14 protein-coding genes and 1 pseudogene are annotated in these 15,185 nt (G+C 45.2%); 6 read left to right on the top strand and 9 right to left on the bottom strand.

Annotated features, from left to right (window positions below):
- Positions 1-242 precede the first annotated feature (242 nt).
- The 9 genes from TW89_RS04815 to bioH all read right to left on the bottom strand — a co-directional run bounded on the left by TW89_RS04815 (position 243) and on the right by bioH (position 11,969).
- Positions 243-1,037 (bottom strand): methyltransferase, encoded by a 795-nt coding sequence (locus tag TW89_RS04815; protein WP_128580713.1) that lies wholly within the window; start codon positions 1,035-1,037, stop codon positions 243-245.
- A gap of 67 nt (positions 1,038-1,104) precedes the next feature.
- Complete coding sequence (locus TW89_RS04810; protein ID WP_128580712.1) at positions 1,105-1,707, bottom strand: 4Fe-4S single cluster domain-containing protein; 603 nt, start codon at positions 1,705-1,707, stop codon at positions 1,105-1,107.
- Positions 1,707-2,483: an AAA family ATPase gene (locus TW89_RS11825; protein ID WP_225522182.1), complete on the bottom strand. Its 777-nt coding sequence runs from the start codon at positions 2,481-2,483 to the stop codon at positions 1,707-1,709. Before TW89_RS11825 ends, TW89_RS04810 begins: the two co-directional genes overlap by 1 nt.
- An 11-nt stretch (positions 2,484-2,494) precedes the next feature.
- Positions 2,495-3,541 (bottom strand): hypothetical protein, encoded by a 1,047-nt coding sequence (locus tag TW89_RS11820; RefSeq protein ID WP_225522181.1) that lies wholly within the window; start codon positions 3,539-3,541, stop codon positions 2,495-2,497.
- 9 nt (positions 3,542-3,550) lie between these two features.
- Complete coding sequence (locus tag TW89_RS04800; protein WP_128580711.1) at positions 3,551-4,645, bottom strand: hypothetical protein; 1,095 nt, start codon at positions 4,643-4,645, stop codon at positions 3,551-3,553.
- A gap of 24 nt (positions 4,646-4,669) precedes the next feature.
- Entirely contained in the window at positions 4,670-5,185 is a 516-nt protein-coding gene (locus TW89_RS04795) for a hypothetical protein (RefSeq protein WP_128580710.1), read from the bottom strand.
- Positions 5,186-5,353: 168 nt separating this feature from the next.
- Positions 5,354-7,192, bottom strand: a complete 1,839-nt coding sequence (locus TW89_RS04790; RefSeq protein ID WP_128580709.1) for a PIN domain-containing protein — start codon at positions 7,190-7,192, stop codon at positions 5,354-5,356.
- Complete coding sequence (locus tag TW89_RS04785; protein WP_128580708.1) at positions 7,192-11,130, bottom strand: DEAD/DEAH box helicase; 3,939 nt, start codon at positions 11,128-11,130, stop codon at positions 7,192-7,194. Before TW89_RS04785 ends, TW89_RS04790 begins: the two co-directional genes overlap by 1 nt.
- A 92-nt stretch (positions 11,131-11,222) precedes the next feature.
- Positions 11,223-11,969, bottom strand: coding sequence for a pimeloyl-ACP methyl ester esterase BioH (gene bioH / locus TW89_RS04780; RefSeq protein WP_049329346.1), 747 nt, complete (start codon positions 11,967-11,969; stop codon positions 11,223-11,225).
- Between bioH and TW89_RS04775 the strand changes: the two genes are divergently transcribed.
- The 6 genes and pseudogenes from TW89_RS04775 to TW89_RS11815 all read left to right on the top strand — a co-directional run.
- Positions 11,968-12,684 (top strand): ComF family protein, encoded by a 717-nt coding sequence (locus TW89_RS04775; RefSeq protein WP_128580707.1) that lies wholly within the window; start codon positions 11,968-11,970, stop codon positions 12,682-12,684. The genes bioH and TW89_RS04775 overlap by 2 nt on opposite strands.
- Positions 12,685-12,748: 64 nt before the next feature.
- A complete protein-coding gene (trmL, locus tag TW89_RS04770) occupies positions 12,749-13,213 on the top strand; it encodes a tRNA (uridine(34)/cytosine(34)/5-carboxymethylaminomethyluridine(34)-2'-O)-methyltransferase TrmL (protein WP_049329344.1) in 465 nt (154 codons plus the stop codon).
- A 48-nt stretch (positions 13,214-13,261) separates the two neighbouring features.
- Entirely contained in the window at positions 13,262-13,981 is a 720-nt protein-coding gene (locus tag TW89_RS04765) for a septal ring lytic transglycosylase RlpA family protein (protein ID WP_128580706.1), read from the top strand.
- Positions 13,982-14,079: 98 nt separating this feature from the next.
- Positions 14,080-14,664, top strand: coding sequence for a Holliday junction branch migration protein RuvA (gene ruvA, locus TW89_RS04760; RefSeq protein ID WP_128580705.1), 585 nt, complete (start codon positions 14,080-14,082; stop codon positions 14,662-14,664).
- A gap of 13 nt (positions 14,665-14,677) precedes the next feature.
- Positions 14,678-14,911 carry a methionine-binding protein gene (locus tag TW89_RS04755; protein ID WP_128580704.1) on the top strand — a complete coding sequence of 78 codons (234 nt, stop codon included), beginning with the start codon at positions 14,678-14,680 and terminating at the stop codon, positions 14,909-14,911.
- Positions 14,912-14,965: 54 nt separating this feature from the next.
- A pseudogene (locus TW89_RS11815) lies at positions 14,966-15,185 on the top strand (hypothetical protein); the annotation flags it as partial.

The raw sequence follows: 15,185 nt of genomic DNA, 5'->3' as shown, positions 1-15,185 counted from the left end.
ATGTGTTTGGCGATCATGGCTTGGGCGGTTTGTTGAAAGAAGGTGGTCATGGAAAATCCCCTAAATGTCTTGGTGGGAATTTAGGGGATTTTGGGGAATTTTGCAAAGGTCTCAGGCCGTCTGAAAAGTTTTCAGACGGCCTTTTTCATACATATTAAACAGCGCAGGCAATCGATACAAACGACAAACCGCATTCGACAACACGCAATCGCTGTGTAAACCTTACCGGCACAACCGCCAAACTAGCCCTGCCGTTTCGGGAAAAACTGCACCACATTCTCCCCTTGAGGCAACACCAATTTTTTCACAGCATGGCCGTACACAGTTTCAAGCGTGATGTTCAGACGGCCTTCGTTGGCAAAAATCTTATCCACATATTCCTTGGCCGCTTGCGGATTGCTGAACTTCAACGCATTCCATAATCCCAAGGTTTCCATGTCCTGCCAAAACGTCCCGGCTTTTTTATAGCTCAACTCAAGCTTCGCCGTGTCGGTTACCGGGTCGTAAAAGCCGTTGTCGGCGAGCATATCGCCCAAGTCGTGCATATCAATCAGCGTAGGCGCTTCGCATTCGATGCCTTCATGGTTCAGACGGCCTGTCAGTTCGGTCAGGCTGTCGCGGCCAAAGTGCGTGAAAAACAATAATCCGTCAGTTTTCAAAGCGGCGGCCCAGTTTTTCAATACCGGCAAAATATCGTCGGCGCGGCTGAGGCTGAGGTTGGCCCACAACATATCGGCGGCAGCTTCAGGCAGCGGCGCGGTCAGGGCTTGGCAATGCTGCGGAATGGTTTTACCGGTCAGCTTCTGCCAGAAACCGCCTTTGCGCGCGGCGGCGGCGGTTTTCAAAAAGTCAGCATTCGGATCGTATTCTTCAAACACGGCGTCGGGATAACGCGCGGCCAGCAGGCTGCGGCTGATGTCGGCATCGGCACCAATCAGCATGATGCGTTTGGGCGCATTGCGGACCAGCTGCAGGCGCTCGTCGGTGTCTTGGGCGAGATGGCGGTGAATCTGCCAACGTTTGTCTTGGGGGTTCATGTTTCAGACGACCTTTTTCTATTTATCATTTTATAGCATAAGTATTCGTATAATAAGTAAAAATATATTATTTTAATGCTATTAAATTAATATGTATAAATTTAATAGGTAATCCATTACTTTGAATATTATTACAACTATCTACTCTCCACTCATTAGTTACCGATAATTCTTGAGTTTCAATCCCATCTGAATAACGATTTGTCAAATAATGGAATTTTTGGTTTGTCGAACCCACCCAATTTCTTGTTGTTTCTATTTGTGTATTATCAAATTCTCCGTCGATCAATAGGTCTGTAGAGTTTAATAGCCTTTTGCTGCCTGAAAATTTATTTTCTGACAGTTCGGTATATTCGTAGCCGGAAAAAACCATTACGGATAGATTTAGATTATGTGCGGCCTCGGCAATATCGGCTAATCCTTCAGCTTGCAAAAAAGGCTCTCCACCAAGAAAGGTAAGACCCTCTAGTGGATATTTTTCCGTTGCGTTTTTAAGTAATTGAATAATTTCATTCGATCGCATAAGGTGGGCAGGTTTTATTTTTAGTAATTCACCATTGCAACAACCTTTACACCGTTTCAGACATCCTTGAACCCAAATTACAAAACGCAGACCTGGTCCTTCGGCTTCGGTAGCTTCAACAATATGGGATATATTCAGCCAGTGCATTATTCCAACTCGAAACCAAAATATTTTCCTGCCTGCAAGACTTTTAATGTCCTGCCTTTTAATTTATGGGGCTGTTCTACTTGCTCAAAGAGAAATTCTGCCAGTGGGTCGAATAAATATTTTGTTAACACGTTTAATACGCCGCGCCCCCCGTGTTGGTAATTTACTTGTTTGATTAATGCATCTAGTGCTTTATCCTCATTTTCAAATACCAGTTTTTCAAGCCCCCATTTTTCTTTCAAACGACCTGTCAACGGTTTAAGTTTTGCTCGGGCTATATCTTTTAATACAGCATTATCCTGTATGAAGTTAAACGGGATAATGTTTGCATCGCCTATACGTCCTAATAATTCTGGGCGGTTTAGTTCGTCTCTAAAATGAGATTGCACTGCTTGCTTAAATTGTTCTGCAATATTTTCTTTATTATTTTCGTCAGGCCGAATATTAGCCGCCCCGATATTGGAAGTGAAAACGATAAAGGTATCGGCAAAAGAAATGGTTTCGCCTTTGCCGTCAGTCAATCGGCCATCTTCTAATATTTGTAGAAATTTATCTAAAATTCGTGGATGGGCTTTTTCGATTTCATCAAACAAGAGTAGGGAGAATGGGCGGGTTTTCACTGCATTGGTCAATTGCCCTCCTTCTTCAAAACCGACATATCCCGGCGGTGCGCCGACTAAGCGTTGATCGGCGTGTTCGTGATTAAATTCAGACATATCGAAGCGGATGCAGGCATCCTCATCACCAAATAGAAATTGTGCTAATGATTTTGCCAATTCGGTTTTGCCTACGCCTGTCGGTCCAACAAAAACAGCGCTCCTTTAGGTGTACGGGCTTTAACTGAATGCTGCAACCCTGAAAGCCCGGTATAGGCCCGTATCAAAATCTTGTTTACGGCTCCAATTGCCAATTCTTGTCCTTTGACTCGCCTTTGCAGCGTGATTTGGGCATCTTTCAATCTTTGATAATTCAATTTTTCCCAAGGGGATTGGCGTTTGCCATAACGGTACAGCGATACTAAATTATGTATATTGATAAGTGTCTGCTGTTGTCTGGATAAGCGAACAAGGTTATCTATATCGCGTAAAGTCAGGGTGTCGGTCAATGTAACAAAATCTGCCAACGATTGACTTCCCACACTCAAATTATCACTAACCTTCCATTGTGTTTGTCTTGCCAAAATAGCGGCTTCGCGTTCGGAAATATTAGGTAGGGGGATGGTTATTTCGGCAAATAAAGGATTGTTCAGATAAACGGATGGCGGTAAGGCGGTATTGCCCGAGCACAGAAAAACCAACAGGCTTTGCGGTTGGCCCATCGCTTCTGCAGTTGTTGTTTGTTCGGCATCCCGCAGGCCTGTGGCGATTTGTTGCAACCAAGCCCGTTCTGTTTCACTCAAGGCATTAATTTGCCCGAACAGATAATTTGACCAATCTACGATAAAGGCGGCTTTTTTCTGTGTTTTGGTCATGACTTGTTCAACGGTAGCAAAAAAATCCTGAGGCTGAATGGGAATGCATCCGGATATTACTTCATTACCTTCACTATCATCGTCAAAATCGTAAGCCTCACCGACTTCGGCCTGCATACCGAGTCGGTTCAATCCTTCCCATTCTTGAAAGGAAACACCTGATATACCATTCAACCGTGAGTAAAATACAACTTGTTCAAAACCTTGTTCTTTTAAACTTTCTTCAATAATTCTGTTTATCGGCATTAATTTGTTATAACGGTTGAAACCTAAGTCAATGATGTTTCCGCTGATGATTAAAGCCCGACGTATCATGGATTGACGTTCAAAGTTTTCTAGCCATGTATTGATGTATTCGTTCATTTTTTTACCTTAGTGCGATTTTGCCGTATGTGTTGGATTGATGGGTTTGGCATCGGCATGTTCGTCATCCGGATTTTCCCAAAGAACACGTTCATCAGATAAATTTACACCATAAATTTCGGATAGTTTCGGCAATACTTTTTGCATATCTTCTTTACAGCGCTGCCCTTTATAGTTATCAAATTCATAGCGAACCGCACCATCTAAACGTACACGGAATTTTGCCTGGTTTCCTTGCGGACGGCTTGCTTGGATGACAACCACGCTGTCTTCGCCGACACCTTGTTTGATGGGGTTTAAGACAGTAAAACCAGCTTGCTTCAGCGATTGATATACGGCTTTGACCATTTCCTTACGGACTGCTTCGTTTTCAATCGCCATATCTTCGATTTGGTGGGCTTCTTGGATGATTTCTGTCAAATCCTTTTGATTTTCTTGCTCAATTTTTTGTTTTAACCGCTCGGATTCCGATTGTGGCAGATTGGCCGTTTCAATAAATTTTAAAAGATCGGACTTTTGTGTTTGTGCAACTTCGTCTTGTACGGTTTTAGCAAAATTTTTTCGAATTTCTTCGGCTTGTTGTTCTGCCGATTGTTTAATTTCGCGAATCGCCGATTTTATGTCAGCAATACTTAGATTTTCCTCCGTAATACGTTTTCGAAGTATTGCTAAAGGTTTGAATGCCAAATTTCGTGCCTGCTTATTTTCCCAATTACTCGTTTCCTGTATCCATACGTTTTCTATTTCAGCACGCAAACGTTCCGCCTCTTCACGCAACAGACGTTGGTGTTCTTCCGCTACCCTTTTATTTTCCTGTGCTTCGTAACGTATGGCTTGTACAAGCCGACCAATAGCAAAACTGCGGTTACGTCCGTCATAAGCGTTCATATGCCGTACCCGTTGAATCTCAGTGCGTATGGTAGCGATGTTCTGCAAAGCAAATTCAGCCAGATCGCTGTTTTCCAAATCGTTTAGCTGCTGTTCGTAACGGCGCAGATAAATTTCCGTTGTTTGGCTGATTTCGGCTTCCCTTGCCTTGCGTGCGGCTTCGCGGATTTCCCGTTCGCGTTCCAATTGCCAACGGTTTTCGCTGATTTGACTCATTTTATTTCGTCTCCTAAATCGTTTTCAGACGACGTTACGGTTCAGATGTGGTTTTAATGCCGACAGCCGTAGCGTGATTTTTAAGGTTTTATCTTTCGTATAAAGCACAACATCATTCAACTTATATCGTGCGGCAACAGCCAGGATGGCTTGATCGTTTTGTCCGTTGCGGTTTTGCCCGTCTGCTTTTGCACCCATCAATGCTAAAATTTCCGGTTCGGCGGATTCCGTATGCCGCGCCAGTTTCAATTCTTCAATCTTGCGTATGGCTGCGCGTATTTCTGCGGCTTCCCGTTCCAACCGCTCAACGCTTTCTTCCGCTTGGATTTTTTCTTTTTCTGCCTGCTGCCGCTTCAAATCCAAATCGCGTTTTTCCTTTTCCCATTTGGATTTTTGGTTTCGGACTTGCAGGATTTGCGCATTTAATTCATCGCGCTGTTTCTCCAATGCCAGCCTTGCGGGCGATTTTTCTACCGCCGGTTTGGCTTGTCCGCCGATTTGGTTTTGCTGTTTCTGCTTGTTTTTGTTCTTTTTAGTCATTTGGCCGTTCCTTACTGTTTAACTGGTTCAACTGCATTCTGACCGTATCTAACTCTGCTTTCAGACGACCTAAACGGGCATCGCAATCTGCAATTTGTGCATCAATGTCGACTGAAACAATGGCTTCACATTGTTTGCTTTTTTCTATCAAAAGCTGCTCGGCCAGTCCTAATTTTTTTTGATTTTCTCTTTTTGATGATCCAATTCGCCCAAGACGGTTTTCGGTAAAATGACCGTGCGTTCCGCTTGGATTTCCACAAGTCTGTCGGTGTCGGGTTGATGGCGGATAAAGTTGGTATCCAATACGGCAAATTTCTGTGTTAAGTCCATCAGTTCGAAATATTGGAATACTGCCGACTGCCATTGTTTTAGCTGCTCCGACAGTTTGGCAATGTCGTTTGAAGCGGAAATTGCAGGAAAAGTGCGGTCGATTTTTTCAACGTTTTTCTGCCATAGACTGATTTTTTCCAGGCTATTCGGCTTGATGTCCTTTAATTCCAATGCGGTGGGATTCAGACGGCCTAATGCTTTGTGCAACGCCAGCAGTTCGGACAATTCGGGAATTTTATGCACTGTCGATTTTTCATTATTGACAGCCCAATCAAAGGCTTGCCGTTGCGCTTCTGCTGACAGTCGAGCCAAACCCAATTCCACTTTTGGAAAGCATTCTGTAAATTGTCTCAAGTCATCTTCATTGTTAAGCGGCTTGATCATTTCCGCCCAACCTTCGGGTTTAAACGGCTTGTTCCAAGTCTTTTTGATGAGTTCTGCAAAGTCAGATGCCTGAGTTATCGTCATCTCAGGTAACTTTTTCAGAATATCGGCTGTGGGGACAAAATTTGCCATAAATGCCAAAACTGCCATATTTGGCTGAGAAAGGGCGGGCAGGTCGGCAAGCCAATTTTCAGATTCTTGATATAAAATTTTTGCCGGTAACGGATACGGCTGATGATCGAAATAGCACTCAAGATAACCAGTTTCCTCCATAAAAAGCGTATTATCTGAAAAACGGAAAAATACGCGAGTCAGACCGTCTGAATCATCTAAGCGTGCAGGAATAAAAAGATGTTTGCCGTGTAATTCAGCTTCGGCAATGTTGGCGAAGACAATCAGCGGCGTTTTATCGTCAATTTTCTGATTTCCATTGAATTTGACTTCAACCGCATCGCCGATTTGACGTATATCGGATTCCTGATCCGCCAGAACTAATGACAGTAAGTCGTTTTCAGGGTAATACAAGAATGCCTTGCCTTGGAGTGCATTCTTAGCGTTGGAAATCATAGGCTTAAGCAAATGCTCTTTGATGACTTGCGGATCGCGCGTATTTATCCATTGGGAAAACAGCTTGTCTGAGCTGTCAATATTCAAATAATGGTTGCCATCCAGTGTGAGCTTGACAGGGACGGTTTGCGGTAAAAATGTATCTTCATCACACGTTACACTGATGCCGTCATGCTCCAATTCGGTTTCGGCATGAAACCATTTTTGATTTGTAGACTCCAGCCCACTCAATTGCTGCAATAAAGCTTCATTAACAGGGAAAAGGGAACAATTCAGCTCAACAACATCTTCTACGTTGCTTGCGCTTTGTTTTGGTTTGCCGATATATTCATTCAATAATGGATTAAACCAAAATTCAGCATATTCCGTTCTACGCCGTCCCGGCATTTTTTTCTCATGGTAAAACTTTTTGCCATTGTCGGTCAGCCTTAAGTCTCTTAGAGACAACTTATCTAAATCATCTTTCTTATCAGGTAAGTCAATATGTTCAATTAAACCCGTATCATTAAGATTTTCCAACGTATAGCGGATAAAGGTAAAATCCAGTTTCAGTATATGGGCAATCTGCGCCAAGTTGTTATCTGCCAACTGTGGAAAATCATTATGGGCAAGACCCATCAACAACTCGGCAAATACGGTCGGCGTACCAATTTTACGGTAGCGATACTCTGTATCCGCGCGGTAAATCGGATAGGAAAAGGTCTTTTTTGCCAGCAATTTATCCATTATCTACGCCCTTTTTGCTGAGGTTGTATGTTTGGCAGGATGGCGGAAAATTCTTTCGCATCGCAAATTCCGCCTGTTTCTGCCGAATGTTCTAAATATTTGAACATATTCTTATAAACCATTTTTTTATCGTATCCTGCTTTATCCATTCGAGGCAGTTTGACTTCCCGGTTTTCCAGCATATTTCTTGCACCGAATATCAATAAAAGATTTTGTGCGCGAGACATTGCCACATTGATAAATTCAAAACGGGCGATGTTTGCTCTGCCGGCTCGGAATTTTTGGGTTCTATCACCACCATTGTTTTTTACCAGGCTTAGTAAAATAATCGGTTTTTCTTTGCCTTGATAGCGGATAACCGTATTGATTTCTACATCAATGGCGGAAAACGATAATTTATCTTTATTGATTTTTCGGATTTCATCACGAATGACGCGGCATTGAGGCTGGTAAAATGAAACGACACCTACTTTCATTTTGTTGTCCTTGCCATAACCCAATGTCTCAAGCTGACGGTTCATATCCACCAATGTTTTGGCAATCATTCTTGCCTCTAATACGTTGATATTGCTTTGTCCGTCATTAATCGAAAAACGCTTTCCTTTTTCATCATCTGTCGTATCAATCCACAGCACATGGTCTTTTTTGGACAATAGTCCTTTAAACTCAATCCCATGAGGCCGTTCGGCCTCCGGATTGCCGCAAGTCAATTGCCCTTCATAAAAGTAGTTGATCATCTTCATGATGTCAGGGTGCATACGGAATTGAATATTTAAGCGTTCGCGTAAACTTTCCGGTGCCTTTTCAAACAATTCTTTAAACAGACTCGCCGTGACCATTTTTTCGAATTTATGCAGATTATCCTCGGTCAAATCCGTATCGGAATCTTGCTTGTTTTCCTGTGCTTCGTTTTGTTCAACCTCGTCTTCAAATGTCAGCCCATCGGCTTCATTGAATATCGGTGGCAATTGACGATGGTCACCCACCAAAATGGCTTTTTTGGCACGCATAAGAGGCAGCAACATTTCCAACGGTGTAGCTTTGGATACCTCGTCGATAATGACTACATCAAAACCGTCAAAATCATTATCGGTTAGTGTCCGCTCGTTTTCGTTGCAGGTAATGGCAACTAGATTGCAACTTTCCACAAACGGTTTTTCTAGCTCGCTCCAATCTTTTTCCGCTCTTTTTTCCGGCTCTTTCAGGATTTCCTGCCAACGGGAGAATAAAGGCATGAAATCCCGGTTTTTTGTCTGTAGATCCTGCAAGTTATTTTCTAATTCGTTTAAGCGGTTTTGCTGTTCGGCAAATTCTTTCAAAAAGTCTGCTTCGGCAGAAAACCCGCCATCGATAAGTATTTGTGCTGACTGTTGTTTTTTCAGACAACCTCGTTCGGTAATTTGACATTTAATCTCTTCTAGTGACTTAAGGTCAGCTTGCTTTTCCTGTATGGTTTTATCACTTGGCGGTTGCAAATCATAGCCTTGCAACTGATTGTTCAAATCCCAAACTGTGGCTTGTACCAATGTCTGATATTGCTGTTGGAATATGGTTAGATTTTGAACGCGCTGTATCAGCAACGGTTTGAGCATTGCAGTATTATTTTGCGTAAAACGTTCTGCATCGTTAAAAATTTGGTAAGGTTCGAGATTTAGACCGTCCGATGGTTTATCTTTCAGACGACCTAATTCTTTTCGCTTTTCTTTCCATTGGGCGTAAAACTTATCGCTGTCGTCTTCTTCCATTTCCATTTTGTTTTTGATGTCAGTAATTTCCTGCTGCAACCGTTCTATTTCCAGTAATGTTTTCGTATCTGTCCCCATCGTGCCATTGCCACTGTTCAATCGTGCTAAATCTGCTTCCATTTTCGGCAAAACTGCCTGGATACGCTGATAACGTTGAATCAGTGCATAAAGAATGGCAGCTTGGTTTTCACTTTCAGCAAGAAACCGCTCGTAAGAAAACGGTTGGTTGATATGCAAATGCTCAAGGTTGGTAAGATGTTCTACTAATGGATAAAGTGTTTCGGGTAAAACAAAATCGCTGTTACGCAAGGCTTCACCGGAATTTTTCTCATTGAGTAAGCCGATAAGCTGTGCAATGTTTTCTATATCGCGGCTATGTCGTCTGAAAATATCCTGCTGTTCATCAAACTCAATTTTGGCTTGGATAAGTGCCTGCTCTGCTTGTTTCAGACGACCTTGATTGGTACGGTATTCTGCACGAAGCTGTTGCAAATCATGTGCCACAAATTCAGCCTGTCGTACCCATTCGCGCAGTTTTTCAGTTTCACCCGACAACTCATTAAACGGTTGCAGGTATTCTTTGTCTACATAATTGCGCAACGATACATAATGTTTGCTCAATATACTTTCGCCGGTAAATTGTTTACCTTCTTCCGTAATGCGGTTGGCACTTTTTGCTAAACGGACAGCCCTTAATTCAGGATGGTTTTGCAGGCGCGACAAAGCATTATCCAATGCGTCGTGAGCTTGGCTTGCAAGCAAGACCGTTTCTCCGCGCTTGGCAAATTGTAGGCAGGCCTCGGCGATGACCGTGGTTTTGCCGGTTCCCGGTGGCCCCTGAATCAAACATATATCAGGTGCCGACAGCATTTTTTGTACGGCAGATTTTTGTTTGTCATTTAAACTCTTATTTTCCCATTCGGTAATTTCGGGAATCTCGTTCGGCCGGTTGGCATTTTCAATATCAAACAGATAACTTGAAAGATACGGCGCATAACAACCTTCATTTTGTTGCAGGTTTTTTACCGCCCGGCGATGACGCTCAATCAATGCTAAATCGCCGACTAAAGAAATAGACAAGAAACCGTTTTTGGGAAGATTTCGGAACAAATGATCAATTTTATCTTGGCGGGAATGTTGGTTACCGTCCTGCTTATCTGAATCGGTATTATCTTCAAATTGAGAAATTTTATTGTTCAACTCTTCGGAAATATCGACAAAAACATCGGCAAATACCGCCTTGCTGAAATCAAATTGATTTTTTTCACCTGCATTTTCTTGTTGCAACGCTTTACGATAATCCTCACAAACCTTCACCTTTGCTTTATCGGAATGGTTGAATTGGATAATTTTGACACCGTCTTTCGCAAGTTGCCCTAATTGTGAGAAAGCACTCTCCACACGCGAGGCGTCTTTTTGAGGTAGTAAAAAACGGAAGGGTTGATCGGAAGTTTCTCTTTTAAAAGCATGCAGGTTTTGACGGCTAAATGCGGCACGTGCTTTTTTCAATACCTGTTCATCTTCCGCAATGACCAAAAAGTGTACCTGCCCTGTTTGTTCATTGAACTGCCAATGCAGGTATCGTAACCCCTGAGTTTTGTGTTTGATTAACTTATTTTTAAAGGTCAAAAAGTCTAACCAACCCGACAAGCGTTCTTTAGTTTTAGCGGCATATGCCGGTAGGGATTTTGTAAAATCAGAGGAAAGCAAATTAGGTTGACTACGAGGCGGATATGAATTTTCCTGTAACTGATAAAAATGAGTTTCAACTTGCTTTTCATAAGCAGTCGCATCCATTCCTCCATGTGTGAGAAATACTCGTTCAGGAATAAAAACAGGACTAGCAGTTGCTGTCGGACAATATCCTATAACGGCTACCGCGATGTTATGAGGAATATGTTGATTGAAAACAGGATGGGAAGAAATCCGAATAGATAAAGAAATCTTTTTTTCCGAATTATCTTGCAAAGAAAGATTGGCAAAGTTAGCAATTATTGCTTCATCGGCTAAGAAGAAATCTTCGCAAAACTGTTTCGCAACAGTCTCATATTCTTTGCTTGAATATTGCGGAAATTGCGCTTTGTAGGAACGAAAAGCACGGGAAATACTCTTCCCGAGCATTTCTTGTGTTACAGAATTTTTATGTTTTTGTTCGGTTTCGGGCAGGCGAAAATAAACAGTCTTTCCAGTCATGTTTAATAGTCCCTTTTAAATAAAATTTAAAGATAAAACTTATCTAAATTGCAATGCAATTGTATTTTAATATTTTGTAATATAGATATTTTTCAGACGGCTTTTTCGACAAAATTGCGGTAGGTTTCGGCAAATTCGTCGGCATGGCTTAAAAAGGGCGCATGTGCGGCTTTGTCGATAAGGACCAGCTCGCTGTTGCTTAAATGGCGGTGTAAATATTCGCCCATGCGCGGCGGCGTAATGGCGTCTTTCTGTCCAAACACCAGCAATGACGGCGTTTGAATAAGCGGCAACAGCGGACGCGCGTCGGCATGGTTGACCGCTTCAAGCGCGGCCTGTAAGGCGGAAGGCGTGCCGCAGCGCGCCAAATCGGGCAGCACCCGGTTTAAGATTTCGCCGGAATGCGGCGTGTGTAGCAGTTGCAGTTGTAGAAACTGTTTAATATGTTTGGCATAATCCTGCTGGAATGCGCCGACCATCTTGCCCAAGGCAGGTTGCGCCAAGCCTTCGGGATAATCCGTGTCGGCAGTCAATCGGGCAAAACTTGCAGTCAGGCAGAGCGATTGGATTTTGTCGGGATAAAGCGCGGTCAGATACAGGGCAACCAGTCCGCCCAGCGACCAGCCGAGAATGTGTGCCGGCGTGTCAATTTGTCCGGCGAAGGCTTCGGCAACGGCGGCAATATCAAACGGTTCGGCAAAAGGCGCATCGCCGTGTCCGGGCAAATCAAGCGCGCGGACGTCCCAATCGGCAGGCAGGCGCGGTATCAAATCGTCAAATACATGGCGGTTCGCCGCCCAACCGTGTATCAGATAAACTTTTTTGGCGGAGTGTGGCATGAATGTTCTTTCTTGGTGGCGCAGTTTGAAACAGCTCAATGCGCGACGTTGCGTATTATGCCACGATTCCGTTTCAGACGGCCTTTGCCGAGGCTGCGCAAACGATTTGACGGAATATTTTATCGACGCGGCACAAAGCTGCCCTTTGTGTTTCCGCCATATCGCGGGCGGGACAGTGTGCGGCAGTTGTCAGAAAAAGCCGCCCGCATTTGATAGAATGTGGGCCTCGCTGTATTACGAACCGCCCGTCAGCAGCATGATACGCGAGCTGAAACACTTGGCCGATTTGGGCATGAGCCGACCATTGGCGGATTTAATGTGCCAAAACGCACCCAGCTGGCTGGCGACGGAACACTTCGATTTCGTCCTGCCCATGCCTTTGAGCAAAGAGCGGCGGCTCAAGCGCGGATTCAACCAAAGCGAGGCGTTGACGGATATTTTGGCAAAACGCTACGGCTGGACGCTGCTGCCGCGCCATGCGGTTTTCAGACGGCATGGTGAGCCGCAAAGTACGCTGAAAAGCAACGAACGTCTGCGAAATATCAAGAATGCATTTAAAATCAAAGCCGAATTGCCGAAGGCGTGTAATATTCTGTTAATTGATGATGTCTTCACCACTGGCTCGACTTTAAACGAATTGGCGAAAACGCTGAAAAAATCAGGCGCAGGTAAGATTTTTTGCTGGAGTCTGGCGCGTCCGCCAATGAAAAAATAGCTTAAAGTTTTTGACACCCATGGAACATTTCGGCATTATGCCACTCTATAAGTGATTGATTTATATGTTTACCATAGTTTTGTACCAACCCGAAATCCCGCCCAATACGGGCAATATCATCCGCCTGTGCGCCAATACCGGTGCTGATTTGCACTTGGTTAAGCCGCTTGGGTTTCCACTGGATTCGTCCAAAATGAAACGCGCGGGTTTGGATTATCACGAGTTTGCCAAACTGACGGTACATGAGAACTTCGAAGACTGCCTCAAGGCCCTTGAAGGCCGCCGCATTTTCGCGCTGACCACCAAAGGCTCTACCCGCCCCGACGAAGTTTCCTTCCGCGAAGGCGACGTGTTGCTGTTTGGTCCCGAAACACGCGGCCTGCCTGCCGAAGTTCTCGACAGCCTGCCTGCCGGACAAAAAATCCGCCTGCCGATGATGCCCGACAGCAGGAGCATGAATCTTTCCAATACCGTCGCCGTTATTCTGTTTGAAGCATGGCGACAAAACGGTTTTGCCGGCGGCGTATAACAGGCCGTCTGAAACCGATGCGTTATCAACTCAAGAACGGAACCCGTTTTGACTTTTACTAAAAAAACCCTCCTTTCCCTAGCCGCCGCCACCATCGGCGTCCTCTCCATAAATGCCGCCGTCGCCGACAGCGTGGTCCGAGTCGAAAAACTGCATCCTTCTGCCAACCGCAGTTACAAAGTTGCCGGCAAACGCTACACACCGCTGACCAAAGTTTCCTCTTTCAGCCAAACCGGCAAAGCCTCATGGTACGGCAACCAATTCCACGGCCGTAAAACTTCCAGCGGCGAGCGTTACAATATGAATGCCCTCTCCGCCGCCCACAAAACCCTCCCTATTCCCAGCTACGCACGCGTGACCAATATGCAAAACGGCAAAAGCGTCATCGTCCGTGTCAACGACCGCGGCCCTTTCCACGGCAACCGCGTCATCGATGTTTCCAAAGCCGCCGCCCAACAATTGGGTTTCATCAACCAAGGCACGGCCAACGTCAAAGTTGAGCAGGTCATCCCCGGCCAAACCGCCGCTCAAACCATTGTTTCCCCAAACAACAAAGAATTTTTTGTTGATTTGAAATCCTTCGGTACCCAACGCGAAGCACAGGTTTATCTGAACCAAGCCGCACAAAGCCTGCCGTCAGACAGCAAAGTCATGCTGGAAAAACGCAACTACGAATACGTTGTCAAAATGGGTCCGTTCAGCAGCCAAGAACGTGCCGCCGAAGCAGGCGAACGCGCCCGTCATCTGAACCTGGCATCCGCCATCTGATTTCGTCCGCGTTACCGCTGAAGTTTGATACAATACAAGGCCGTCTGAAACCCGATTGTAAGGTTTCAGACGGCCTTTTTTAATCACAGGGGAACACTATGATCAGCAGGCTCACAGGCAAATTGATTGAGAAAAATCCGCCGCAGGTCGTTATCGACGTCAACGGCGTTGGTTATGAAGCCGACGTTTCCATGCAGACTTTCTACAACCTGCCTTCCGTTGGCGAAACCGCCCATCTCTACACCCAGCTTATCGTCCGCGAAGACGCGCATTTGCTGTTTGGTTTCGCCTCAGCTGAGGAACGCGCCACCTTCCGTCAACTGGTCAAAGTCAGCGGCATCGGTGCCAAAACCGCATTGGGCATTTTATCGGCCATGAATGCCGACGAGCTAGCGCAAGCCATCGCCGAAGAAGACGTCAAACGCCTATCCTCCGCCCCCGGCATCGGCAAGAAAACCGCCGAACGCATGGTGTTAGAACTGCGCGGCAAACTCGTGTCCCATACCGTTTCAGACGGCCTGTTTGCCTCTGATGCCGTTGCCGACGAAAGCCAAGACATCATCAACACTCTGCTTGCCCTCGGCTACAACGAACGCGAAGCCAAAGCCGCCACCAAAGGCATTCCCAAAGGCACGGAAGTCGGCGAAGGCGTACGCCTGGCCTTGAAAAACCTACTCAAATAAGGCCGTCTGAAACATGAAGGCATTGGCCCTGAGCATCACCCTCTTTCTAAGCGCATGCGTCTATACCGAGACCCCGTATGGACGCACCGCCGTCTTAGACCTGCCCGTCCACTCGCAAACCACCGTCAACAAAACCGTGACCATCAACGCCCCGCCCGGGACAACCGTCATCTATCAAGACAGCGAACCCGTCCGCAATTACTCGGCTTATCCCGTTTATCCCCGCCGGGTTTATCGTTATCGATAAACAACGCTGACCGTTTGAAACCATATATTCAGACGGCCTGTTGAGAGACCAACCATGAAATACATCCTTCCCCTGCTTTTACTCCTGAGCGCCTGCACACCGGACACAAAGACCACGGATGCCGCATCCGCCCCCAAAACACACGGCTTGAGACCTTTGCAAAATAGCCCTTTCCTCAACAGCCGAAGCCCAAAACAGGATTTCGGCTGTTTTCGTTTCAAATATCCACCGATTCTACTCAAATATCCCCTTAATCTCCCTTGGATACCTGATT

Origin of the sequence: Neisseria flavescens (assembly GCF_001618065.1) — a bacterium.
Lineage (GTDB): Bacteria > Pseudomonadota > Gammaproteobacteria > Burkholderiales > Neisseriaceae > Neisseria > Neisseria flavescens_A.
This window is presented reverse-complemented; position numbering and strand designations above follow the sequence as displayed.

What these genes read in the sequence shown, in the direction of transcription:
- TW89_RS04815 (WP_128580713.1), bottom strand. Translation starts at nt 1,037, where the DNA reads ATGAACCCCCAAGACAAACGTTGGCAGATTCACCGCCATCTCGCCCAA.
- TW89_RS04810 (WP_128580712.1), bottom strand. Translation starts at nt 1,707, where the DNA reads ATGCACTGGCTGAATATATCCCATATTGTTGAAGCTACCGAAGCCGAA.
- TW89_RS11820 (WP_225522181.1), bottom strand. Translation starts at nt 3,541, where the DNA reads ATGAACGAATACATCAATACATGGCTAGAAAACTTTGAACGTCAATCC.
- TW89_RS04800 (WP_128580711.1), bottom strand. Translation starts at nt 4,645, where the DNA reads ATGAGTCAAATCAGCGAAAACCGTTGGCAATTGGAACGCGAACGGGAA.
- TW89_RS04795 (WP_128580710.1), bottom strand. Translation starts at nt 5,185, where the DNA reads ATGACTAAAAAGAACAAAAACAAGCAGAAACAGCAAAACCAAATCGGC.
- TW89_RS04790 (WP_128580709.1), bottom strand. Translation starts at nt 7,192, where the DNA reads ATGGATAAATTGCTGGCAAAAAAGACCTTTTCCTATCCGATTTACCGC.
- TW89_RS04785 (WP_128580708.1), bottom strand. Translation starts at nt 11,130, where the DNA reads ATGACTGGAAAGACTGTTTATTTTCGCCTGCCCGAAACCGAACAAAAA.
- TW89_RS04775 (WP_128580707.1), top strand. Translation starts at nt 11,968, where the DNA reads ATGAATGTTCTTTCTTGGTGGCGCAGTTTGAAACAGCTCAATGCGCGA.
- bioH (WP_049329346.1), bottom strand. Translation starts at nt 11,969, where the DNA reads ATGCCACACTCCGCCAAAAAAGTTTATCTGATACACGGTTGGGCGGCG.
- trmL (WP_049329344.1), top strand. Translation starts at nt 12,749, where the DNA reads ATGTTTACCATAGTTTTGTACCAACCCGAAATCCCGCCCAATACGGGC.
- ruvA (WP_128580705.1), top strand. Translation starts at nt 14,080, where the DNA reads ATGATCAGCAGGCTCACAGGCAAATTGATTGAGAAAAATCCGCCGCAG.
- TW89_RS04755 (WP_128580704.1), top strand. Translation starts at nt 14,678, where the DNA reads ATGAAGGCATTGGCCCTGAGCATCACCCTCTTTCTAAGCGCATGCGTC.